At 67.7% G+C, this 24,061-nt stretch carries 20 protein-coding genes; 6 read left to right on the forward strand and 14 right to left on the reverse strand.

Annotated elements, in window-relative coordinates; all coding sequences use genetic code 11:
- Nucleotides 1-101 precede the first annotated feature (101 nt).
- The 3 genes from VFP86_15565 to VFP86_15575 all read left to right on the forward strand — a co-directional run bounded on the left by VFP86_15565 (nt 102) and on the right by VFP86_15575 (nt 4,576).
- Nucleotides 102-2,357 carry a DEAD/DEAH box helicase gene (locus VFP86_15565; protein HET9001057.1) on the forward strand — a complete coding sequence of 752 codons (2,256 nt, stop codon included), beginning with the start codon at nt 102-104 and terminating at the stop codon, nt 2,355-2,357.
- On the forward strand, nt 2,344-3,528 hold the full coding sequence (locus tag VFP86_15570) for a ribonuclease H-like domain-containing protein (protein HET9001058.1): 1,185 nt from the start codon (nt 2,344-2,346) through the stop codon (nt 3,526-3,528). Before VFP86_15565 ends, VFP86_15570 begins: the two co-directional genes overlap by 14 nt.
- Nucleotides 3,529-4,018: 490 nt before the next feature.
- A complete protein-coding gene (locus VFP86_15575) occupies nt 4,019-4,576 on the forward strand; it encodes a lipid-binding SYLF domain-containing protein (GenBank protein ID HET9001059.1) in 558 nt (185 codons plus the stop codon).
- Between the two features lie 144 nt (nt 4,577-4,720).
- Here the strand turns inward: VFP86_15575 and VFP86_15580 are convergent, their stop codons facing one another.
- The 8 genes from VFP86_15580 to VFP86_15615 form a co-directional block, all read right to left on the reverse strand.
- On the reverse strand, nt 4,721-5,215 hold the full coding sequence (locus tag VFP86_15580) for a hypothetical protein (protein HET9001060.1): 495 nt from the start codon (nt 5,213-5,215) through the stop codon (nt 4,721-4,723).
- Nucleotides 5,212-6,714, reverse strand: a complete 1,503-nt coding sequence (locus VFP86_15585) for a hypothetical protein (protein HET9001061.1) — start codon at nt 6,712-6,714, stop codon at nt 5,212-5,214. Before VFP86_15585 ends, VFP86_15580 begins: the two co-directional genes overlap by 4 nt.
- Nucleotides 6,689-7,096, reverse strand: a complete 408-nt coding sequence (locus VFP86_15590; GenBank protein ID HET9001062.1) for a prepilin-type N-terminal cleavage/methylation domain-containing protein — start codon at nt 7,094-7,096, stop codon at nt 6,689-6,691. The genes VFP86_15585 and VFP86_15590 overlap by 26 nt, the downstream gene beginning before the upstream one ends.
- Nucleotides 7,093-7,527 carry a GspH/FimT family protein gene (locus tag VFP86_15595; GenBank protein HET9001063.1) on the reverse strand — a complete coding sequence of 145 codons (435 nt, stop codon included), beginning with the start codon at nt 7,525-7,527 and terminating at the stop codon, nt 7,093-7,095. The genes VFP86_15590 and VFP86_15595 overlap by 4 nt, the downstream gene beginning before the upstream one ends.
- An 86-nt stretch (nt 7,528-7,613) precedes the next feature.
- Nucleotides 7,614-7,958: a prepilin-type N-terminal cleavage/methylation domain-containing protein gene (locus tag VFP86_15600; GenBank protein ID HET9001064.1), complete on the reverse strand. Its 345-nt coding sequence runs from the start codon at nt 7,956-7,958 to the stop codon at nt 7,614-7,616.
- 30 nt (nt 7,959-7,988) lie between these two features.
- Nucleotides 7,989-8,333 carry a prepilin-type N-terminal cleavage/methylation domain-containing protein gene (locus VFP86_15605; GenBank protein HET9001065.1) on the reverse strand — a complete coding sequence of 115 codons (345 nt, stop codon included), beginning with the start codon at nt 8,331-8,333 and terminating at the stop codon, nt 7,989-7,991.
- Between the two features lie 45 nt (nt 8,334-8,378).
- Nucleotides 8,379-9,557, reverse strand: coding sequence for a type II secretion system F family protein (locus tag VFP86_15610; protein ID HET9001066.1), 1,179 nt, complete (start codon nt 9,555-9,557; stop codon nt 8,379-8,381).
- The gene (locus VFP86_15615) at nt 9,557-11,455 is read right to left on the reverse strand and encodes an ATPase, T2SS/T4P/T4SS family (GenBank protein ID HET9001067.1); all 1,899 of its coding nucleotides are present in this window, start codon (nt 11,453-11,455) and stop codon (nt 9,557-9,559) included. Before VFP86_15615 ends, VFP86_15610 begins: the two co-directional genes overlap by 1 nt.
- A gap of 284 nt (nt 11,456-11,739) precedes the next feature.
- Here VFP86_15615 and gmd point away from each other — a divergent pair, with 284 nt between their 5' ends.
- On the forward strand, nt 11,740-12,822 hold the full coding sequence (gene gmd, locus VFP86_15620) for a GDP-mannose 4,6-dehydratase (protein ID HET9001068.1): 1,083 nt from the start codon (nt 11,740-11,742) through the stop codon (nt 12,820-12,822).
- Here gmd and nagZ read toward each other — a convergent pair.
- The 5 genes from nagZ to VFP86_15645 all read right to left on the reverse strand — a co-directional run bounded on the left by nagZ (nt 12,819) and on the right by VFP86_15645 (nt 18,907).
- Nucleotides 12,819-14,351 (reverse strand): beta-N-acetylhexosaminidase, encoded by a 1,533-nt coding sequence (gene nagZ, locus VFP86_15625; protein ID HET9001069.1) that lies wholly within the window; start codon nt 14,349-14,351, stop codon nt 12,819-12,821. The two genes, gmd and nagZ, sit on opposite strands and share 4 nt — an antisense overlap.
- A gap of 52 nt (nt 14,352-14,403) precedes the next feature.
- Entirely contained in the window at nt 14,404-15,876 is a 1,473-nt protein-coding gene (locus VFP86_15630) for a DUF4127 family protein (protein ID HET9001070.1), read from the reverse strand.
- A gap of 7 nt (nt 15,877-15,883) precedes the next feature.
- Entirely contained in the window at nt 15,884-16,669 is a 786-nt protein-coding gene (locus tag VFP86_15635) for a carbohydrate ABC transporter permease (GenBank protein HET9001071.1), read from the reverse strand.
- Nucleotides 16,670-16,754: 85 nt separating this feature from the next.
- Nucleotides 16,755-17,666 (reverse strand): sugar ABC transporter permease, encoded by a 912-nt coding sequence (locus VFP86_15640; protein HET9001072.1) that lies wholly within the window; start codon nt 17,664-17,666, stop codon nt 16,755-16,757.
- Nucleotides 17,648-18,907 (reverse strand): sugar ABC transporter substrate-binding protein, encoded by a 1,260-nt coding sequence (locus VFP86_15645; GenBank protein HET9001073.1) that lies wholly within the window; start codon nt 18,905-18,907, stop codon nt 17,648-17,650. The genes VFP86_15640 and VFP86_15645 overlap by 19 nt, the downstream gene beginning before the upstream one ends.
- A gap of 138 nt (nt 18,908-19,045) precedes the next feature.
- Between VFP86_15645 and VFP86_15650 the strand changes: the two genes are divergently transcribed.
- Nucleotides 19,046-19,810: a glucose 1-dehydrogenase gene (locus VFP86_15650; protein HET9001074.1), complete on the forward strand. Its 765-nt coding sequence runs from the start codon at nt 19,046-19,048 to the stop codon at nt 19,808-19,810.
- A 10-nt stretch (nt 19,811-19,820) separates the two neighbouring features.
- On the forward strand, nt 19,821-21,752 hold the full coding sequence (locus VFP86_15655; GenBank protein HET9001075.1) for an O-antigen ligase family protein: 1,932 nt from the start codon (nt 19,821-19,823) through the stop codon (nt 21,750-21,752).
- A 4-nt stretch (nt 21,753-21,756) separates the two neighbouring features.
- On the opposite strand, the gene VFP86_15660 is transcribed toward VFP86_15655, so the two are convergent.
- Nucleotides 21,757-24,060: a xanthine dehydrogenase family protein molybdopterin-binding subunit gene (locus tag VFP86_15660; protein ID HET9001076.1), complete on the reverse strand. Its 2,304-nt coding sequence runs from the start codon at nt 24,058-24,060 to the stop codon at nt 21,757-21,759.
- Nucleotide 24,061 lies beyond the last annotated feature (1 nt).

Raw genomic sequence — 24,061 nt, forward strand, 5'->3', positions numbered from 1 at the left:
TCCGCTGAACCTCTCCCCAGGCGCGAAGGAGTTCAGATCCGCATGGCGAACAGGTGTTCGAAACGCAAGATTGTCGCTGTGTCCACAGGTGGTGGGACAAGATGACGCTCGAACAGATCGTGGACGCGCTCCGCACGCGCGCCCGCTTCGCGCCGCAGTTCACCACCTGGCAGATGATGCCCGAGATCCCCGCCAAGTACGAGGCCTTTCCCTCGGCCCTCGATCCGCGTCTTCGGCTCGCGCTCGAGGGGCGAGGGATCCGGCAGCTCTACACGCACCAGGCGGAGGCGTTTCGGGCGGTTGCGCACGGAGATGACATCGTCGTCGTCACCCCGACCGCCTCGGGAAAGACCCTGTGCTACAACCTCCCGGTGATCGATGCGATTCTCAAACACAGCGATGCCCGCGCGCTGTATCTCTTTCCGACCAAGGCCCTCTCCAGCGATCAGGTGGACGAGCTGCACGGCCTCGTTCACGCCCTCGGCGTCGACCTGCGAACGTCGACCTACGACGGCGATACGCCGGCCGAGGCACGGCGCACCATCCGCGCGGCGGGCCACATCGTGGTCTCCAATCCGGACATGCTGCACGCCGGGATCCTCCCGCATCACACCAAATGGCTCCGCCTGTTCGAACATCTTCGCTACGTGGTCCTCGACGAGCTCCATACCTATCGCGGGGTGTTTGGCTCGCATCTCGCCAACGTCCTTCGGCGGCTTGAGAGGATCTGTCGATTTTACGGGAGCACGCCCCAATTCATCTGCTGCTCGGCCACGATCGGCAACCCCCGAGAGCACGCGGAGCGCCTCATCGGTCGCCCGGTCACGGTGATCGATCGGACCGGGGCGCCGCGGGGACCCCGCATGGTAGGGCTGTACAATCCACCGGTCGTGAACCAGGCACTCGGCATCCGCCGCGATGCCGTCCGGGAGGCGGTGGCGCTGGCCGGCGAGTTGCTCGCCGGGCGGGTGCAAACGATCTTCTTCGCCCGCACACGCCTCAGCGCCGAGCTCCTCACGACGTATCTCCAGACCGACGCCCGGCGAAGAGGGCAGCCCTCCGATGCGATCTGCGGGTATCGCGCCGGGTATCTCCCCAGCGAACGGCGGCGGATCGAGTCGGGGCTGCGGAGCGGAGCGATCCGGGCCGTGGCCGCCACGAACGCGCTGGAGCTTGGGATCGACATCGGGCAACTCTCCGCCGCCGTCCTGGTCGGGTATCCCGGGACGATCGCCAGCACGTGGCAGCAGATCGGACGGGCCGGCCGGCGGGGGGATCTGTCGCTCGCTATTCTCGTGGGAACCAGCGCGCCGCTGGATCAGTTCATCGTGACCCACCCGGAATATCTCTTGCATCATCCCATGGAGGAGGCCCGCACGAATCCCGACAACCTGCTCGTGCTCGCCAGCCACGTGAAGTGCGCGGCGTTCGAGCTCCCCCTCCGCGATGGCGAGACGTTTGGGCCCAACACGCTGCCGGAGATCCTGGCGTATCTCGAGGAGGAAGGGGTGCTTCACCACGAGGACGATGCGTGGCATTACGTCGCCGAGGCCTACCCCGCGGAGGAGATCAGCCTGCGGAGCGCCAGCACGGAGAACGTCGTCATCATCGATACGACCGATCCCCGGCCCCGGGTGATCGGTGAGGTGGACCTGGCGTCCGCCCCCGCGTTCGTCCACGACGATGCGATCTACCTGCACCTCGGCCAGCAACATCACGTTGACCGCCTCGACTGGGAAGAGCGCAAAGCCTACGTGCGGCGGGTCAACGTCGACTACTACACCGATGCGCAGATCGCGGTCGACGTGCGCGTGCTGGAGGAGTTCGCGAGGGCGGGCGAAGCGGCTCACGGCGAGGTCGCGGTAACGTTTCGGCCGACGATCTTCAAGAAGCTCACCTTGGCCACGCACGAAAACGTCGGCTATGGACCGATCCACCTCCCCGAGACGACCCTCCACACGACGGCGGCCTGGTGGCGGTTCCCCCAGGCACGGACGCCCGCGATCCGACCTGACGAACTCCAGGGGGCGCTGTTGGGCGTCGCCCACGCGCTCGAGAACGTCGCGCCGCTGTACCTCATGTCCGATCCGCGAGATCTGGGCGCGGTCGCCGAGATCAAATCTCCCCACACCGGCGAACCGACGATCACGCTGTACGAGCGAGTCCCCGGTGGCGTCGGACAGGCGGAGCGCCTATACGCGCTTGGCGCCGACCTCTTTACCGCCGCCCAGTCGCTCGTACTGACCTGCGGGTGCGCGGAAGGATGCCCCTCTTGTGTAGGACCCGTCCTCGAGGTCGGGCCGCAGGGCAAGCAGCACACCCTCGACCTTCTGCGGGGCGCCTGTGTCCCAGCCTGACTCCGCCGCGGGCGCGCTTCGCGAGCGGCTCAGGCGCCTGGCGGGGGGAGCCTCTCGCCGCCGCGAGCCGCTTCCGGCCGCGCAGCGTCCCTCGACCCCGTCCGTGGGGGATGGGGTCGAGGTGATCCGGGCGCGCTTCGCCCTCACACATCGCCACGGCCGCACCGCGCTTGGGGAGTGCGCCCGCCTCCTGGCGGAGCGTGGGGAACAGGTCCATCTGTCCGATACCCTGTGGCTGGATACGGAGACCACGGGTCTCGCCGGTGGGACCGGCACGCATGTGTTTCTCGTCGGGCTCGGGTCGTTCAACGGCACGACATTCACGATCGAGCAGTTTCTCCTCCGGCGGTTGAGCGCGGAGGGACGGTTCCTCTTGCTGATTCAAGAGAGCCTGGCCCGGGCCCGCCACGTCGTGACCTTCAACGGTCAGCGGTTCGATCTCCCGCTGCTCGAGGCTCGGTTCATCCTCACACGGCTCCGGCCCATCTCGATCGACCTCCACACCGACCTCATCCATCCAGCGCGACGGTTGTGGCATCGAGTCCTGGGAACCCACCGCCTGAGCATGCTCGAGGCGGAGATCCTAGGCGCCCCCCGTCCGGACGACATCCCAGGATGGATGATCCCTCAGACGTACGTCCAGTACCTGCGCTCGGCCGACCGCATGGCGCTCGAGCCGATCCTCTCACACAACCGGTCGGATCTGCTCGCGCTCCTCGGCCTGCACGCCCACGTGGCGCGCGTCTTGCGCGATCCCGACGAGGCAGGAGGGCCGATCGACTGGGAGGGCGCCGGAGTGCTCCTGGCCCGCAGAGGCAACCCCCGGCAGGCGGCGATGTGCTTCGAGCGGGCCCTCGCCGGTCCCGTGGAGGAGCGAGATCGATGGCGGGTGATGCGCCGGTGTGTCCGTCAGTACCGCGTCCTCGGCGAGGTCGGGCGACCGCGTGCCTTGTGGGAAGACGCGGCCCGGACCTGTTCCGACGCCGGTCACTATCGCCCACTCATCCTCGTGGAGGTCGCGAAGGCTCGAGAGCGGGCGGGGGATCCGGCAGGCGCGCGCGCGGCGGCCGAGGAGGCGCTCCGCATCGCGACCCACCACTCCTCGCTGTTTGTAGACCGCCTCAGGCGCCGGGTCGAGCGGCTCGATCGACGATCCGCCGCGCCTTCTTGACCGTGACGATTGCGCTTCGGTGTCCGTCTTGGCCGCCGCCATCGAACGTGTGAGTTATCGTGGCTCGTAGCAGGGGCCGATCACCGGGCACACCGTTGGTACGATCAGGGTTCCGTATTGATTGGTGGACGGGCTATTTAGTGGAACGTTAACTTGGGCGAACGTCACGGGAGGCATTGCCGTGATGGTAAGTCCCAGAACGAGCAGGGCTGTTACTAAGTACCGCATGACGCGTTCCTCCTTCGTGTCGATCTGGACTCCACCAGCATTGTGGCGCAACGACGCACCGCCGGCATCGTCCGTCTGGCCGTACGCCCCATTGTCCAATTGCTCTGCACAGTGGCCGATGGCATTGTCCGAAAGGGCTGCAGCTTCACCGTCCGTTCGGACGATGTGGGCACCACCCGGATTCTGGCACACTGTGGCAGGCATGAGGCTTTGCATACAAATCAAACTTGGAGGAGCGCAGATGAAAAAACCAGGAGGAGTCATGCAGAGTGCTGTTTGGGCAGTGGGTCTCAGCTTGATGGCCAGCCTTGTCCTTCCGGGGGTCGCCGGCGCGGCCACGGCGCAGGCGATCGACGAGGCTGCGAATCAGTCCCTCGCGATGTTCAAGTCGACGGTCAAAGGCGCCGACGAGCTCCTCCGTGACGCGAAGGCCTATCTCATATTTCCACGAGTCACGCAAGCGGGCATCGGGATCGGAGGCCAGTACGGCGAGGGCGTGCTGCGCATCGGGGGGCGGAGCGCCGGCTACTACAGCATCTCCGGCGGCTCGATTGGGATCACGTTTGGCGCGGAAACGAAGTCCGTCCTCCTCGCATTCACGGACGACCAGGCGCTGAAGCAGTTCCAAGCCAAGGCCCGGGCGGATCAATCATGGCAGTGGGGCATCGATGGGGCAGTCGCGCTCGTGGACGTGGGAAGCCAGGGCGACGTGAACAGCGCGACGATAAACCAGCCGATCGAGGGCTTTGTCTACGACCAGTCCGGGTTGTTCTTTAACCTGAGTCTGCAGGGAACGAAGATCGCGGAGCTGCAGCGGTAAGCCTGACCGACCCGCCGGCCCCCGAGGGCGGATGCGTGGCCGTCTGTATTCGATAACCGGACCATAGCGGCCAAGGCGCTCGTGTCCACGACGGAAGGCCGGGCCGGTGGACGCGCGCGCCCGGACTCAGTGAGCGGCAGGAGGCTACGGATAGACCTCTTCCCACCGGAGCACGAGCACGTTGGTCGGGAGCCGGAACAACGACCCGCCGCTTCCCCCATAGTGGATCTCGAGGAGGGCCCGGATGCTGCGGTTCTGAACCACGGTCGACGAGCCGGCTTGATGGATCTCCCCGGTCGACACGATCTGCCAGCGCCGGCTCTCGAAGTTCACGCCGCAGTTGAGCAGGCACTGCAGGGTGGTGCTGTACCAATACTCCTGTCCAGGCGTCGCCGGGTAGTTGGTCAGCCCGATCCCGCCCCCATCCTTGTTGGCCTTGAGTAGATAGATCTGATGCTCGATGCCCGCCTGCGCCAGGTAGTTGGCCCGAACGTCCCGATAGGCCGGGAGCGCCGCGCCGAATTCCGCGGTCGAGGTCAGCGCCAGTTCCAGCGTGATGGCCGAGAGAATCGTCACCACCAACATCGCCATTGGGAGCGCGAGCCCGCGTTCGTCGCGGAGCGCCTCGATCCATTTCATGGGCTGCGCCGGAACGCTTCGTCGGTCAGGGTGATGTCCGGCACGACCCCGTCGGGATCGATGACGACCAGGGCCACCTGCACGGCGCGCACCGGGGCCGTCGGGGAGCATGGGATGGACGCGTTCGTGGCGTCGAAGCAGGTCACGTTCAACGAACTGAACGGCCCGGCCAGCGCCGAAAGCGGGTCGGAGCGGCTCCCGGAGGATTCGCTGCCCAGGCTGGTGACCGGCTCGAGGGCCACCCGCGGCCTGACGATCATCGTTCGGTGCCGATGGTCCATCGTAGGAGCCGAGCCGTCCACCTGGCCGTACTGGTTCCCGCTCGACGCCTGCGCGTCGGTGACGGCGAGCTGCCACGTGGGTGGCTCCGGTGTCCCGGCGGGCCAGTACTTGGCCTGAAGCGAGGAGCCGACCAGGTAGAACCGGGCGTAGTAGCTTGCCCCGGGGATCACCGACCCCGGCACGCTCGCGAGGAGGGTCCCGGTCGTGCCCCACCCGCTTCCATAATACAGACCAAACGCACTGTTGTTGTTGTCCGCGGGGAGCAGCCGGTATCCCGCACCGGAATCGCTGAGACGGGCGCTTACCCCGGATTGGTTGCCGTTCCCATTGTCGGTCGCGTTGCCCCAGAACCCCCAGAACACCTCCACATCGGAGTGGGGGAGGGTCTTGGTCAGCTCCCGCCGGCCGGCGCCCAGAGACGCCTGGAAGACGAACCCATCGGTCGCGGATGTCGTATCCGTCCCCGGCAGGCTGTCGCGGCGGGCCCAACCGTCGAGGGCGGTGCCGTCCTGATAATCGAGGAACACGTTGGATCCGTACGCCGGTGGGTTGGCATCGGCCAGGTTGCCGTAGTCAAGGTAGTAGTTGGGATCGGAGCCGAACCCGCCGATCGCCGTCTGCAGGGGAAACCAGATCGTCGTGGCCGCGGCGTTCCAGGCCGAAATCGGATCGAGAACCCGGTCGAGCTCGACCATGGCGCTGCCATTCCAGTACCGCACCCGGATATCGTCGCCCCCGGCCAGGCTCTTTCCGGCCGCGACCAGGGCGGCGTGGTTCAGGGTGACCGCCACGGCGTAGCCCGCGGGCAGCGCGGTCTGGGCCTGTATGGTGATCCGCCTCCGGTAATCGTAATTGGCGCTCCAACGATACTCGATGTTGTGGGTCACGGTGTTGAGCGAGTACTGGACGGATGGCTCGGCGCCGGTCCCATCGCCCCACGACAGCGTGAACCCGATTTGTCCCGGGGCCAGGGTTCGAAACGATTCTGCCGCGCGCATCTCGCGAATCAATCGGTCGAGCGCGACGCGGCCATTGCGGATCATGACCTGGCGCCGGCGGGCATAGTCTGACCCCTGCTGCCCGCTGGTCAGCAAAGGGAGGAGGGCGCCCACGACCATGGCCATGAGGAGGACGGTCACGAGCACCTCGACGAGCGCGAGGCCCTCCTGCCGGCTGCGTGGAAACCGGCCGCTATGGGCGCGAGGTGACTTTGGCATCGTATCGGATCTGAGGGCCCCCGGCATCGCAGGCCCCGTGCCCGGTGTGGTCGACGCAGGCGGTCACCGAGACGTCGACGAGCGCGCCCACGCCCCGGGTGGTGGTCGACGTCTCTGTCGTCACGCTCCAAATGAGGAGGCACCGGGGGAGGTCCGAGCATGCCGCCGCGCCTCCTGGCACGCCGCTCGTGTTGGTGCGAAGGCTATTGGTGAGGGCTTCCATCTTTCGCACGGCGACCGTGCCCAACTGCAGGGTCACTTCATCCGCCTGATCGTCCGCGATGAGCCCGGGCATCATCTGCATCAACGGCACCAGTGCCACGCCGATGATCATGGCGGCGACGATGACTTCGATCAGGCTGAACCCGTCCTCCCTCCTCATGGCCCGGTCTCCTGCACGTAGCCGGTCGCCCCAACCACCCGGACCTGGGCGGTGGCCGAGCCTGCCGTGAGGATCACGGTGGCATCGGACGACGCCGCGCCGCTGGGATCGAAGGTGATCTGCGGGGTCCCGATCACGGTGAGCCCGACAGGGAAGACCTTGGGGAAATCAGGTGCGGAAGTTCCGCCTTGCGGCGTCACCGTGTACGAGGTAAACGGTCCGGCCCCGGGGGAGAAGGTGACCACATAGCTCGTCCGCCCTGCGATCGCCAGCTGGCGGGCAAGCGCCAGATCGGCGGCCACGCCGCGCGCCGCCTGACCGGCCGGGACCTGCGCGGGCACCATCAATTGCGGCACCGCGATCAGCGACAACACGGCCAGTACACCCACCGCGACCAGCACTTCGGCCAGTGACGCTCCCCGAGAGACCAACCCAGCCACCTGGATCGGCCGGAGGCCGCTATCCCGCGGAGGCCGATGGCGTTGAGGCGGCCCGCAATCCTGCAGCCACCCGACCGCTACTTCGTGCGGCAGAGGGTGGAGCTGTAGTTGCTGATGAAGGTCGAGTTGTCCTTTGTAAACGGATCGACCGGCGAGCCGTCTGGGAAGTAGGTCGTGTCGGCCAGGAACGCGGTGATCGACGCGTCCGGACCGCTCGGCGGGCAGACCCCGTTTCGGTACTGGTAGAGCGACAGCGCCGTGTTGATCGCGGCGACGTTCGACGAGCGGACCGCGGTCTGCGCGTCGCTCTGCGTCCCGAAGTAGTTCGGCAGCGCCACAAGGGCCAGGATCCCCAGCAGCAGCACGACCGCCAGGACCTCCAAGAACGTGAAGCCAGACTCACTGGATACCCTACGAATCATGACCGTCCTCCTTCCCGCGGCCCCGCACGCTCATTTCGTGCGACAGGTCGTGGGGCTGTAGTTGGTGATGAACGTCGAGTCGTCTTTCGTATACGGATCCATAGGCGCGCCGTCCGGGAAATACGCGGTGTCGGCCATGAACGCCGTGAAGGTCTCTTGTCCGGCCTGACCCGGGCATGATCCGTTGTTCCGGTACTGATAGAGCGACACCGCCGTATTGATCGCGGCCACGTTCGATGCGCGGACCGCGGTCTGCGCGTCGCTCTGCGTGCCAAAGTAGTTCGGCAACGCGACCAGGGCCAGCACCCCGAGCAGCAGCACGACGACCAGCACCTCGATGAATGTGAAGCCTGCCTCCCCCGATGTTCTCCGCATCGTGATCTCCTCCATGTCTGTCCGGATTCGCACACCCTCGGGCTGTCAGTGGGCCAGCCCCCGCGCCAGCCCAAACATAGGCAGATACAACGCCATCAGAATCACTCCGACGAAGGCGCCGACCAACAGGATCAGAATCGGTTCGAGCAGGGTCAGGAAACGGCGCATGCGCACGTCGAATTCCCGGTCCAGGATCGCCGCCGCGCGCGCCACCATGAGGTCCAGCCGTCCCGTCTCCTCTCCGACGCTGACCATCCGAAGGAACATCGGCGTGAACCATCCGGAGACGCGCATCGCCTCCGAGAGCCGCCGCCCCTGGATCACCGACCGGCTCAAGCCCTCCACCATCGACGCGAACTCCGGGGGTCCGCCGATCGCTCCCGCGACCTCGAGGGCGGAGAGCAGGGGAACCCCGCTCCCGAGCATCATCGACATCGAGTGGGCGAACCGGCCGAGGAGCGCGGTCTGCGCCAGGACCCCGGCGTGTGGCAGCCGGAGCACGATTCGCTGCACCGTCGCTCCGCCCGTCTGCCGGAGCCACCGGCGCGCCTGCGGGAGGAACAGCAGGGCACCGGCCGAGATCGTCACGGGGAGCCCCACACGGGCCGTCCGGCTCCACGCCAGCAGGACTCGCGTCAGGAAGGGGAGGGACGCCCCGGCCCGATGGTAGACGCGCTCGAACGCCGGGATGATGTAGATGAGGAAGATGCACAACACGAAGGCGGCCATCGAGAGGACCATGGCCGGGTAGATGAGGACGTCCCGGATCTTCTTGCGGAACTCGAGATCGCGCTCGAGGAACGTGGCCAGGCGCTCCAACGCCAGGTCGAGCCGCCCGCTGGCCTCGCCGTTGGTCACAATGCCGCGGTAGAGGGGGGAGAAGAGCTCCGGATACCGCCCCAACGCCTCCGAGAACCGGCGGCCTTCCTGAATTTCTTGCGACAGCTCGTGCAGGACGTCCCGCATCTGCAGCTCGGTCGCCTGATCGCCGAGCACCTCAAGCGCCTGCATGAGCGGCAGACCGGCGTTCAGCAGCATGGAGAGGTCGTACGTCAGCATCGCCACATCTGCGGGGCCGATCCTGCGCCGTCCGAGCCTCGCCGCTCCGGCGCCCGGCATCGTCGAAGCCATCGCCGTCCCGGGCCGCGAGACCGCCGGCCGCCCTCGGGGGCGAAGCGGAAGCACGCTTCGCTGCATTCGCCCGGCGTTATCGATCCCGGCCACTAACTCGCCTCCACGATCATGAGACGCTGCAACTCCTCGATACTGGTCACCCCGTCCAGGACCTTTCGGATGATGGCCCCCCGCAGCGTCTGCATCCCTTCCGAAACGGCCGCCTCCGTAATCGCGCCCGCGGGTTTTCGCGCGAGGACCAGTTCCCGGACGGTGTCCGTCATCACCATGAGCTCAAACGCTCCGGTCCGTCCCTTGTAACACAGGTTGGCGCACTCCGCACACCCGGACCCCGCGGACAGCCTCAGGGGGGTGTCGATGGGGAGACCGAGGATCCTGAGGTCGGCGTCTCGCGCCTGGTACTGGCCCTTGCATGCCGTGCAGAGGATCCTGATCAGCCGCTGCCCCACGACGGCGAGCACCGATGATGTCAAGAGATAGGGCTCCACGCCCATGTCCAGGAGCCGTACCAGCGCACCCGCCGCGTTGTTGGTGTGGAGGGTGGTGAGCACCAGGTGGCCGGTCAGCGCTGCGTGGACGGCGATCGATGCCGTTTCGGGATCGCGGATCTCCCCGACCATCACCACATCAGGGTCCTGCCGCAGCAGGGCGCGCAGGCCGATCCCAAACGTGATCCCGGATTTCTCCCGGACCGGGATCTGCGTGATCCCGGGCAGCCGGTACTCGATCGGATCCTCGATCGTCATGATGTTGCGCACGCGATCGTTGATGTGACTGATCGACGCATATAGGGTCGTGGTCTTCCCGCTGCCGGTGGGCCCCGTGACCAAGATCATGCCATGCTGACGGCTCAGCAGCGATTGCAGGGGCTCCTGCTGCTCGGGAAACAGCCCCAGCCGCTCCAGACCCACCAGCACCTGCCGGTTGCTCAACAAACGCAGCGCCACCCGCTCGCCATAGGCCGTGCCGACCGTGGCGATCCGGAGATCGTATTCGCGGCTTTCGATGTCGACGAGGATCCGACCGTCCTGCGGACGGACCCGCTCGGCGATGTCCATGCCGGCCAGCACCTTGAGGCGGGAGGTCACCCCCTCGGCGACCGCTCGGGGGAGTGTGGCCTTGTCCAACAGCAAGCCATCGATCCGGACGCGCACACGGGTCTGGTCCGCCTCGGGCTCGATGTGGATATCGGTGGCCCCGATGCGCACCGCATCGCGGATGATCGTGTTGACGACGCGGACGACCGGGGAGGCGTCGTAGGTGTCGGCGACCGCCACCGCGGCGTTTTCCACCGGGTCGCTCTCTGCTTGCTCGACGGCGACTTCCAGCAGGCTCTCGCCGACCTTGCGGGTCACATCGAAGAACTTGGTGACGGCCCACCCGAAGTCACCTTCGGTGATCAGAAACGGCCGCACCCGCCCACCCAGATACTTGCCCACCGTGTCGATCGCCATGATATCGCTCGGGTCGAGCATCGCCAAATGGATCTCGCCGTCCATCCGGGCGATGGGCACGACTTTGTGCTCCATGATCACGCGCTCGGGGAGGCTGCGCACCAGATGCTCGTCGATCGCGCGCGTGCTGAGGTTGACGTAGGGAACGCCGCGCTGCAGCTCCAGCATCTTGCCCAGGACCTGCTTGGAGACGTAGCCCCGGTCGAGCAAGATCGCGCCCAGCCGTTCGGCGGTGCGGGCCTGCTCGGCAAGCGCTTCCTGCAGCTGCGCGTTGGTCATGTGGCCGGCCTCGACGAGCATGTCGCCGAGCAGCTTTCGCCGGGGTGCAGCACTGTACCGCGCCTCGCCGTGCATACTGGTCCGGCGCGTCAGGTTTCCGAATCGGGCCAGCGCCCGCAGCTCGGCCTCGACCTCGGAGACCGGGGCCGACAGCAACGTAGCCAGGCCGGTCGCAGTGACCTCGTCCTCCTTGAGGTTGTCATCAAGGAGCGCGAGCAGGCGGCGCTGAAGCGGCTGATCAGGTGTGAGGACCATTCGCACGCTCCGCGATATGTACGACGCTTCCTCTCAGACATGGCCAGGCAGGGCCAGCCAAAGACGGCCCAGCCGATGCACGATCCGGAAGGTGCATATAGGAAATATGCACATTTTGGGAGACTTTCAGACCTCCCCACGGGACACGGCCCGCCCCGCAGGATTGACAGTCGATCGTCCGGACGGGGAGGGGGACGGCTGGCGCACGGCGCAGGAGGGCAAAATGCTCAATGAGAACCACCTACGATGCGAACTCCGACATCGACATTCTGGACGAGGTGATCATGAAGCGCGCTCTGATTACCGGGATCACAGGACAGGATGGGTCGTATCTCGCGGAACTCCTGCTGTCCAAAGGCTACGAGGTGCACGGCCTCATCCGCCACGCCTCGACGTCGAACACCCACCGCATCGAGCACATCTCGCAGGATCCGAATAGGAGCGCCCATTTTGTGCTCCACAACGGAGATCTCGGGAATCCGGGCGAGCTGGCCAATCTGCTCGGGGTCGTCCAACCCGACGAAGTGTACCATCTCGCCGCGCAGAGCCACGTGAAGGTCAGCTTCGAGATGCCCGAGTACACGGGCGATATCACGGGGCTCGGAACGACGAGGATGCTCGAGGCGATTCGACGGAGCGGTATCAAGACACGGTTCTACCAAGCCTCGACCAGCGAGATGTTTGGGAATTCCCCCGCGCCGCAAAACGAGGACACACCGTTCCGGCCGCGCAGCCCTTACGCCGCGGCCAAGGTCTACGCGCACTGGATGCTCGTGACGTACCGAGAGAGCTATGGGCTCTTTGCCACGAGCGGCATCCTATTCAACCATGAGAGTCCTCGTCGAGGCGAGACGTTCGTCACCCGCAAGATCACCCGTGCGCTGGCATCGATCCTCGCCGGGAGAAGCCACCGCCTCTCGTTGGGGAATCTCGACGCCAGCCGGGACTGGGGCTATGCGCCCGACTACGTGGAGGCGATGTGGCTGATGCTCCAGCAGGAGCGACCCCAGGACTATGTGATCGGGACCGGCGAGACCCACACCGTCCGAGATTTCCTGGAGGAGGCGTTCGGGTACGTCGGGCTCGCCTGGCGGGACTATGTGGCGACGGATCCGCAGTACATGCGGCCGCTCGAGGTCCCGATGCTGGTGGCGGACAGCACGAAAGCCAAAAAGGTCCTCGGGTGGCAGCCGAGAATCAGCTTCAAAGAATTGGTGCGGGTGATGGTGGACTACGACGTTGCGGCGATCGGACTAGAGCCCCCCGGGGCAGGCCGGAAGGTCCTGGAGCAAAACGACTTTGGGTGGGATCGGTGGGACACTGGCATTCTCGCCGCGAAGCGGTCGGCGCCGAAGGATTTGGGTTAGGGGAACCGCACCGTCACCGGCAGCCTGCCCTGGGCGGGCACCGTCCCCGCAAGCACATCCGCAGCCGCCTTGAGTGAGGCGGGATCGGCTCCGTAGACGGCCAGGCAGGCACACGTCGGGTCGACGGCCGTCAGGGGATAGGGGACATCGACCGCCACCGCGACCGTGGGCCCCTGTCGTGCGGCGGCCTGTGTCACCTGGCGAACCCGATCCCGGCGCGAGGGATCCTCTCCGATGGCTCCGCCGATAGGCACGACGATGGCGCCCCGCCCCGAGCCCCGAGCCTCCCACCGGCCATCACCGTCGAGCGCCACCGTCGTGGCCGGGCGCCCTGCAGCGTGCAAGGCCCCCGCCAAGCGGTCCGTGGTCTCTCGGGAGGCGAGGCCGGCGGCCACGTACACCGGCCCCGGCGGCAGCGGAATGATCCCATCCCGAGTCACAACGAGCGTCGCGGCCGCGGCGGCGACCTGGTCGGCGAGGGCGAGATGCGACGGGCACCCCGCCAGCCGCTCGGCATCCGCCTCGGAGACGCGGGCGCGGTCGAAGAGCCCCAGGCGGCGTTTGGCGGCGCCGATGCGCTCCGCCGCCTCTCGTATGCGCCCGGCGGGAATGCGGCCATCGCGGGCCGCCGCGCGCACCGCGTCGAGGGCTTCCCACTGCGCCTCCACTGCGCCCAGCGCGAGCACAACATCGACGCCCGCGCGCACGGCCTGCACCGCGGCGTCTCCGGGCGCGTGCCGGCCGGCGATCGCCTGCATCCGCATGGAATCGCTGACGACGAGCCCGCCGAATCCCCACTCCTTCCTGAGGAGCGCGATGATCCGGGCCGAGAGCGTCGCGGGATGATCGGGATCGAGCGCCGGATACACCACGTGCGCGGTCATCACGGCGGCCACGCCGGCGTGGACGGCCTCCCGGAACGGCAGGAGTTCGACCGCATCCAACCGATCCCGCCGGTGGGAGACGATCGGTAGGGCCAGGTGCGAGTCGAGCAGGGTGTCTCCGTGCCCGGGAAAGTGTTTCGCGGTGGCCAGCACCCCGGCGGACTGCGTCCCCGCGATGGCGGCGACGCCGAGCCTAGCGACACGCGCAGGGTCTTCTCCGTACGAGCGCACCCCGATCACGGGATTCGCGGGATTGCTGTTGACATCGAGGACCGGGGCGAAGTTGAGATGGATGCCCGCGGCGCGCAGTTCGCGGGCCGTGGCCTCGGCGGCGCGGGCGGCGAGGGTCTCATCGGCTGCGGCCCCGAACGCCATCGCGCTGGGGAACCAGGTCCCCCGCAGGCGGACGACCGGGCCCCCCTCCTGGTCCACCGACACGAGCAGGGGAGGATGGCCGGCCTCGGAGGCGAGGCGTTGAAGCGCGTTGGTCAGGCGGGCGATCTGGCCGGGTCCTTCGACGTTCTTGTCGAACAGGATCACGCCGCCTACTCCACCGTCCACGATGAGGCGCTCGATCTCATCCGACGGCTCGGGGCCGGAGAAGTCAACCGTAAACAGCTGGCCGACCAGCGCGTCCGGATTCATACCAGGATCATACCCGAAGCCGCAGTACGCCGGACCGGGGCGATGCTGGGGCTCATGCCACGGCCACCTCGATCTCGAACAACCGCTCCCACGGAAATCCGATAGTCGTGACGGCGATCCGCCGCCCAAAGCACGCCACCAGCGCGGGGACGAACTCTCCCTCGAACCAGCGGCGGGCGGCCGCGGTGCACGCGTCCAGGGCAGCGCCGAGATGCGCCGGGGTGGCTCCAGGATATCGCGGCACGACGTCTGCGGCGAGCCGCTGCCGCACGTCCGCCTGATACGCCCAGTCATCGAGGAAACGGATGAGGGTGAACACCTGGCTGTCCGGGCCAGACGGCAGCAGCGCCTGGGCGAGCGCCATCCCGATCGTGTTGCTCGCCGTGTTCCAACCGCCGTACGCTCGCATCGCGGCCGCTCGGGGGACCTTAAGGAGCTGCTCGACGAACGTCCGGTCGGCTCCGTTGCTGTAGCGGACGTCCGCCACCGCAAACGGATGGTCGCAGGCCGCCGCCGCGGCCATCGCGCTCAGAAACGGGACCAGCACCTGCGGGTCGTACGGCTCCTGAAACGGCGCCTCCTGTTGAGTCCCGGGAAAGTTGTGAACGAACAGCGTCAACGTCTCTCCGCGTTCGACGCGTCGGGCCCCCACCGTCAGGATGTGCGAAGTGAGCGTGCGGTCGAGGCTCTGGCCCTCATATCTGGGAATCGCGTCCCGGTGATCCGGGTAGGCGTACACCACCCGGACTGGGGGGGTCTGCCCCTGTGCGGCCAGTTGCGCCCGCGCGAGCAACCGGACCGCCAGTTCGTCGGTGCCGTAGGACACCCACGCGCGCAGCGCAACACCCCGGTCGACGATCGCCGCCTCGACCGCCCGAAGGTCGCGCCGGGTGAGGCCGTATTCCGCGGCATCGTCCTGCCCGATCAAGAGACCGTCTACTTCTCCCCGTGAGGCGTGGGCGACGAGAGCGAGGAGGACCGTGAGATTTCTTGTGCGGCGGGCCAGGACGTCCGCCAGGACCGTACGCGGGAGCGCGGCCCGCGCGGAGGCGGCCTGTTCCTGCGATGCCGCGGCCCCGGTCTCCGCGAACCGATCTGTGTGGTACGAGTACGCGAAGATCTCCGGCCCGTGCTCGGACCAGTACTCCGGCTCCTCACTGGCGTCGGCGGTGCAGGGCAGACGCAAATTGCTGGCCGACACCAGGATCTGCCGGTGCGGCGCCCGCCGCCTCGCGTCGGCGAACCGGGCGGCCAGCCGGAGACATCGATCAAGGGATTCATGACCGATGCGCGAGGGCACCAACCCCCCGTAGATCAGGAGCTCGGCCGAGGCGATCAGCACATCCGCGTCCGCGCCCTCGCCCTCAACCCAGCCCCAGAGCGCCTCGACGTCCGCGGGGTGGCGGCGAACACCCAGCATCGCGCGCGGAGGAGTGGCGACCTCGATCCCGGCCGCCCCCGCGAGCGCGAGGAACGCTCCGCGCGTCACCGGACGGTCGTCGAGTGGGAGGAACGCCACCTTCATGCGGCCCTCACTTCACGGCTCCGATGGTGATCCCCCTCAGGAAATACCGCTGCAGCAGGAGGAACACGACGATCATCGGCAGGGTCATCACCACCGCGCCGGCCGCCACATACCGGGTGTTGTGCGCGAACAATCCGGACAAGTAGAGGAGGCCGACGGCGAGCGGATATTTGTCGGGCGACTTGAGCACGATGAGCGGCCACAGAAACGAGTTCCAGTACGCGGAGAACTCGATGATCGCGAGGGTGGCAAGGGCGGGGGACACGAGGGGGAGCATGATCTGCGCCCACACTCGGAGTTCGCTCGCGCCGTCGATCCGGGCGGCGTCCTCGATCTCGTTGGGGATGGTCAGAAACGCCTGTCGGAGGAGAAAGATCCCAAACACGCTCGCCGCGCTCGGGAGGTAGACCGCGGCGTACGTGTCGATCAGATGCAGCCGCATCATGGTCACGAAGTTGAGGATCAACCCCACGTGCTGCGGCAGCATCAAGCTTCCCACGATCGCGTAGAAGATCAGATCGCGCCCGGGGAAGCGCATGCGGGCCAGCGGGTATCCGGCGAGCGCGCTGACCACCACGGTCATCGCGATACCCATCCCGGTGATGTATGCGGTGTTGAGGAAAAACCGCCCGATCGGCATCGTCTGCCACACCCCGACGTAGTTGGCGAGGGTCGGTGGACGCGGGATGATCACCGGCGGAAACGAGAACACGGTCCCGCTCCCCCGCAGCGAGGTGGCGAGGAGCCAGACAAATGGGAACGCCGTCACGACCGCGATGAGCACGAGGACCACGGATTGGGCCGCGGCCGCAACCCGCCGCCTTGTCCGCCGGACCCGGGCGGCCCCCGACTCGGCCGTGTGCGGAGTGCGGGGTGCCTCAATAATAGGAGAGCCCTCCCTCCCGGAGCAGCCGGAAACCGGCGACCGACAGACCGATGGTGACCGCGGCCAGGACCACCCCCAGGGCGGCGGCGTAGCCCAGATGAAGCGCGCCGAAGGCCTGATCAAACATGTAGTAGAACATCGTGTACGTGGAATACACCGGTCCGCCGCTCGTCATGACGTAGACCTCTTCGAACACCCGGAGCGCCGAGATCGCCGACAGCGTCGTCGCGAGCAGGATGCTGGGGCGGAGCAGGGGCAGGGTCACGTGGCGCAACTGCTGGACCGCGGTCGCGCCGTCGATCGCGGCGGCCTCGGCATACCCGGGTGGGATGGCCTCCAACCCCGCGAGATAGATGACCATGTAATATCCCAGGCCCTTCCAGAGCGTGACAAACATCACCGCGTACAGGGCGATCCCGGGGCTGGCGAGCCAATGGACGGGGGCACCGACCACCCCGAGCCGCAGGAGAATGAAGTTGACCAGCCCGGCATCGTCGTACAGCCACCGCCACAGAATCCCGACAACCACGATCGAGGTGACGACCGGCAAATAGTACGCCGCGCGCAGCCACCCGAGACCGCGGGTCGAGCGATGCACCCAGATCGCGAGGACAATGGCGCACCCCTGCAGCACGGGGACGACGGCCAGGTACTTGATGCTGTTCTCGAGCGCGATCCAGAAGTACCGGTCGGTCCACAGCGCGCGAAAGTTCGCGAGCCCGACAAAGCGAGGGGGCGTGATCACATCATACTCAAACAGGCTCAAGGCGGTCCCGAACGTGACCGGATAAAACGTGAACACGCCGAGCAGCAGGAGCGCGGGCAGGAGGAACAGATACGCCGTGAGGATGCGGCGGCCGGTCCGCGCAGCCGGCAGAGAGCGCGCTAGAGTTTGGCGTTCCACTCCTTGACCGCCCAGTCCAGCGCCTGCTGCGGGGTCATCCGGCCGAAGAACGCGCTCTCGATCGTCTCGCGAAACACCCGGAACAGCTCGTCGCTGTGGGGGACGACCACCGTGAGATCCCGGGCGATCCCCAGCTCGCCCGCCGCGATCGCCCGTGCCTGCTCCTCGGGCGTGGCCCCCCCTCGGGTAAAGTACGAGTCCCGCGCGGCCGCCAGGGTCGACGGGAAGATGACCACGAGGTGGCAGAAGGCGAGCTGGTTCGTGTCGTTCGTCACGAACAAAGCGAACTCCACCGCCTCCGCCCGGTGCCGGCTTTGCAGCGGCACGGCCAACGCCATCGTGGGCAGATCGAGCACGCGAGCGCGCCCCAGCGGATACGCGGCCACACGAGTGTCCTTGTACACGTCGGGGCTGTCCGAGCGGACGCGGAGGAGGAACTGCGGCCCGGTGGTCAGCATCGCCAGCTGCCCCGCCGCGTACCGCTCGGTGGCCCCGAGATACCCGCGCTGCAGCGTGTCTGCGGGAAACGCGTCCCGCTTGAACAGGGCGACGTATCGGGCCAGCAGGCGGACGTGATCTGGCCCGTTGAACACCGCGCGCCGGCGGTCCGGACTGAGGATCGGGAGCCCATCCTCTTGGAATACCCGCAGAAACCGGATCCCGTCTACGTTGGGCATAAAGCCGTAGATCCTCGTGCGTTCCTTGATCGCCGTCGCCGCCTGGATGAACGCGTCGTCGGACGCCGGGGGATGCGCGGGATCGAGGCCGGCGCGGCGGAACACGGTCTGGTTATACGCGAGGATGTTGGGGACGACGTACCAGGGGATCCCGTAGACGCTCCCGAGATACCGCGCCGAGCTCCAGATATTGGGAAAGTACCGGGCGCGAGCGGTCGCGGGCACGGCCGCATCCATATCGACCAGCGCATGCGCCTGGGCCATCCGCACGGTGCCCTCGGTGTTGAGATTGACGACATCCGGGGCGACACCGCCTGCGACCGCCGCGAGGAGTTTCTGGTCGATCGCCTGGGCGGGGACGTCGATCCACCGGATCGTCACCGCGGGATGGGCGCGCTCGTACTGCGCGATGAGGCTCTGAATGTAACTGGTGAAAAACGGCTGGAGCGAGATCGTCCAGAACTCGATGCGCGCCTGCGGGGCCGCGGCGGCAACGCCGGAGGTCGAGAGGAGCGCAAGGCAAAGGGCGGCGAGGCTGCGTCGTATGGTGGGGTTGTTCTGCAACACTGCCTAGCGGGTTCGCTGCGCGGCGGGCGCGTTCCTGCGGTCCAGCCCCTCGGGGGGATCCCGGGCGCGCCGATGCGAAACAGTGACTCCACTGCCGGCGCTGATGCGAGCCGGATCCGAGGGGTGGAGCGATCGATGGGCGATTCGAGCGACCTGTTCAGCCTTGACGGGCTCGTCGCAGTGGTCACCGGGGCCGGCCGCGGGATCGGCCGCGGCGTGGCCGCGGCGCTCGCCGGCGCGGGCGCAGACATCGTTGCGGTGAGCCGGCGCCCCGCCGAGACCCTCGCCTCCGACGTGACGCGTCTCGGAAGAGCGTGCCATCTGGTGACGGCCGATCTGGAGAACCCAGAGCAGGTCGAGACCGTCATCCCCCGTGCGGTGGCCGCAGCATCGCGCGTGGACATCCTCGTCAACAACGCCGGGATGATCGCCCGGGGACCCGCGCTCGAGGTCTCCCTCGATGCCTGGCACCGCGTGCTCCAGGTCAATCTCCACGCCGTGTTCCGGTTGTGCCAGGCGGCGGCCAAAGACATGCTCTTGCGGAAGCGGGGCAAGATCATCAATATCGCGTCGTTGATGAGCTTCGAAGGGGGGATCCTGGTGGTCCCGTACACCGCAAGCAAGGGGGCTGTGGGGCAGCTGACTAAGGCGCTCGCCAACGAATGGGCTCCCCGAGGCATCAACGTCAACGCCATCGCGCCCGGCTATATCGCCACCGACCTGACGCGACCGCTGCAGGAGGACGGGACCCGCAATCCGGCGATCCTGACGCGGATTCCCGCCGGGCGGTGGGGGCGGCCCGAGGACCTCGGAGGGGCAGCCGTGTTCCTAGCCTCGGCGGCCTCCGACTACGTTCATGGACACCTCCTGGCCGTCGACGGCGGATGGCTCGCACGATAACCTCCGGGCAATGACCGTTCGGCGTCTCAGGGCGGCCGCCGGCCACGTGCTGGACTGGCTGGTGCTGCTGGGGGTCCTGGGACTCATCGCCAATACGGCGTTCCAGGGACTCGTCTTTCTGCCGGAGACCGGGTTCCCGAGCCGGGTACCGCTGGCCGCCTTTGAACGGATGACGGCGCTCGTTGGTGCGGGCGCGCTCGTGCGGTGGCTGGTCCTCGGCGGGCGGGTCCTGCCGGGTGCGCTGTTGTGGGGCCTCTCCGCAGTCACGGCGCTCGGAGTGCTGGCGCTTGCGACCTCGACCGACCTCTACGGGACGCGGGACGCGGTGCTCTTCCTCGCATCCGTGGTCGTGGTGGCGCTCACCGTCATGATCGCGGCGACGGACGGCGTAAAGACACGGGTCTTCCTCGTCGGGCTCCTGCTGGTGAGCCTCGGCGAATCGATCATCGGGCTGGCCCAGTACGCGGGCGGTGTGGCCACGCCCGTCTACTGGCTCAGCCGCGCCTTCGCCGGAGCGATCCGTACCCGCATCCACGGAACCCTCACCAATCCGAATGTGCTCGCCGGTTTCCTGCTCATTGGCATCGGCGCGACCGCGCTTCTCGCAGTGGATCTCGCGGGGAGGAGACGGCTCTTTCTCCTCGCGGCGCTGTGCGTAGAGATCGCCGCCCTTGCGCTCACGTACTCACGCGGAGGGTACGCGGGCCTCGCCGCGTTTGCGATCCTGGGTGCGGCGCTCCTCTGGCCCGTCCGCCGGCGTGCGTGGCCCGTCTGGCTCACCATCGCCGTGATCGCCGCCGCGGCCGCGCTCGCGCTCCCGTCGGTGGGCCTGCGGGCCGGAAGCGTCACGCTCGACGAAGGCGACACCGCCCAGAGCCGCCTGTTCATCTGGCGAACGGCGATCCGGATGTGGGAGACCCACCGCCTCTGGGGCACGGGGCTCGGGTCGTTCAACGCCGCATATCCCCCCTTCCGACCGCTGGGAGTGATGACCACCTACGCGGCGCTCAGGATCCCCGGCTCGGCCCACAACGACTACCTGCAGGTGATCGCCGAAACCGGCCTAGCCGGCGCGGGCCTCATTGTCTTCGCGATGGCCTGGGGAGTGTGGCGGGCAGCCCGCCGGTATCGGGCCGGCGGTGATGGCGATCGAATCTGGCTCGGCACGTGGGCCGCGTCGATCGGGGGCGTGGGGGTCGTGAGCCTCGCCAACTCCACGATCACCGTCATCCCGAGCGCCGTCATGGTGGCGGCATTGACCGCGGCCGTTGCCGCCCACGTAACCCTGGAACATCCTCCGCTCCGATTCGACAAACGCCTCTTGTCGCTGCCGCTCGCCGCCGCGCTGATAGCGATCCCTCCGCTGCTCTCACCACTGATGCAGAGTTCGGCCTATCGCGAGGAAGCGGGCCGCGACGTCAGGGCGGGCCGATACGCCGATGCCGTGGAAGCGTTCCGCCGGGCCGCCGCGGCCGATCCGCTCAACGGCGACCTCCTGCCGTACTTCGGGGATCTCATGGCCGACCTCTACCTGCGCCGAATCGACACCAGCCTGGGACCCTGGCAGGCGGCCAGAGCGGAAGCGGCGGCGCTGTACGAGCAGGCCGAGCGGGTGAGCCCATGGGACGGCTATCCACGCGCCGCACTGGGGAGGCTCCGCCGAGCGGAAGGGTGGTATGCGGATGCGGTCGCGGCGTTCCAAGACGCGATCGCCCTCGATCCGTACTCCCCCCGGTACCGTCTCTGGCTCGGAGAGACGTTTGCGGAGATGGGAGACAGACGCTGGGCCGCGGAGCAACTTCGGGAGGCCGTGCGGCTCTACCCGATCGAGATGCTCGTCATCGAGCGCCACGAAGGCCACAGCGCGTGGTATAGGCAAGACCAAACCGACCTAGCCCAGGCCCACCGGCTCCTGAGCCGGGTCGGCGCGATGGCTCCCTAGCGGGTCATTCTACGCGACCGAGCGCCCGGAGCACCCTCAACGGCGTGATCGGCAGTTCGGTGATGCGCACACCGATCGCGTTCGCGACCGCGTTGGCGATCGCCGCCGCGGTCGGAATGATCGGTGGCTCGCCCACGCCCTTCACCCCGAGGTTATTGGCTATCGGATCGGGGATGTTGACCGCGAGCGCATCGATCTCCGGCAGCATGGACAGCCGCGGCACCGCGTACGCGTCGAAGCCCAAATCGAGGACATTCCCTGTCTCAGGATCGGTGGCGTGGTCCTCGCTGAGCCCGAATCCCAGTCCCTGGATCACGCCGCCGTGGATCTGGCTGGTGTACTGGAGCGGGTTGATCACCCGGCCAACGTCGTGGCACGCCGCGATCTTGAGGACGGTCACCCCGCCGGTCTCGGTATCGACCTCGACTTCAGCGAACTGCGCGCCCCACGTGCGAATCGTGACGTCGCTCGGGTTCGCGCCGCGGAATCCGCGCCCGGTGATGGTGAAGTTCCCCATCCGCGCGGTGAGTTCGGCGATGGAGATCTTCCGGTCGGGAACGCCGGCCACGTGGAGGTGGCCGGCGGCGAGCCTGACGTCGGTCGGCGCGGCTTCGAGCACCGAGGCGGCGGCATCGATGAGGTGCCGGCGCGCCTCCTCCACGGCCATGCGGACCGCCGGCCCGCACGAGGAGATCGTCTGGCTGCCCGCGGAGAGGGGGCTGTACGGAAAGTCGGTGTCGCCGAGGGCCACCGTGATGCGGTCGACCGGCAGGCTCAACACCTCGGCGGCGATCTGGGTGAGCGCCGTCTTGGCACCGGTCCCGATATCCTGCGTGCCGATCCGCACCTCGGCGGTCCCGTCCACGTTCAGCCGCACCTCGGCGTAGGCCGGAGGCGAGCCCGCCCCGCCCCATAACTGGCTGGCCATCCCGATCCCGCGATGCGTCCGTCCGTCGCGCACCGGGTGCGCAGGGGTGGGAGCGCGCCGCGTCCACCCGATCGAGCGCGCGCCGAGCTGGTAGGCTTCGCGGAGGAACTTGCTCGAGTACGGCCGCTGCTGCACCTGGTCCTCTTCCGCGAAGTTCCGCAGCCGGAGGTCCATCGGATCCATCCCGAGCCGGTCGGCCAGCGCTTCCATCGCGCACTCCAGCCCGACCGTGGCCTCGACATATCCGGGGGCGCGGAACGCCGCGGCCGGGCCGGTATGCGTGTAGACCGAGGCCGTGTCCGTCCGCACGTTCGGGCAGGCATACAGCTCTTTCGGAGGGCCCGAGAGGGGCGTGGAGATGGCGCGGTAGGCGCCCACATTCGACAGCCCCCAGTAGTCGATCGCCGTCAACGTACCGTCCCGCCGCGCGCCCAAGCGAATCCGCTGGACGCTGCTCGGCCGCTTGCCCGCCGCCTGGCTCTCCTCGATGCGCGTGAAGACGATCCGCACGGGCCGGCCGAGCGCGCGGGACGCGAGCGCGGCGATCACCGTGTACTTCCCGGCGTTGTTCTTGCTGCCAAACCCGCCGCCCATAAATGGGCTCAGCACCCGGACTCTATCCATCGCCACCCCAAGCGCTGCGGCGACCTGGCGGCGCACCCCGAAGATGTGCTGGGTGGAGTCCCACACGGTCAAGCGGTCGGCTGACCAGTCGACCACCGACCCATGGGTCTCCATACTGTGGTGGAGCTGGTCGGGGGTGCGCGCGGTGAGCTCCACCGTCACCTCCGCCTGCGCCAGTCCCTGATCCACGTCTCCGCGCTCGTACCGCTCGGGCGCCCCCCCGAGGATGTTCCCGCCGGGATGGACCTGGACCGCCCCCGGCCGGAGAGCGGCTTCCGCGTCCACGACGTGGGGAAGGACCTCGTACTCCACCTCGAGGAGGTCGACCGCGTCGCGCGCGGCATCGGCATCGTCGGCGACGACCACCGCCACCTCGTCCCCGACGTACCGGAGCTCCGGGTCGAATATCCAGCTCATGCCGTTCCACCACTTGATCTTGGGCGCGTTCGTGTGGCACAGCACGGCGCGCACGCCGGGTGCGCGCTCGGCCTGACGCGTCTCGATCCGGGTGATGCGCGCGTGCGCGTGCGGACTGCGCAGCATCACGCCGTGGAGCATGCCCGCGGGCTGGAGATCGGTGGTGAAGGAAGCCCGGCCCCCCACCCGATCACGGCCGTCCACCCGGAGCACCGGCGTTCCCACGACGGTGAAGCGCTCGTCGGCCGGCCAAACGGGGAGATCGTCCCCTTCGATGACGACGTCGCGCTCCTCGATGCGGCCCTCAAACTCGATCTTTTGCTTGACGATCCGCGGCATC

It is taken from the genome of bacterium (assembly GCA_035703895.1).
Classification (GTDB): domain Bacteria; phylum Sysuimicrobiota; class Sysuimicrobiia; order Sysuimicrobiales; family Segetimicrobiaceae; genus Segetimicrobium.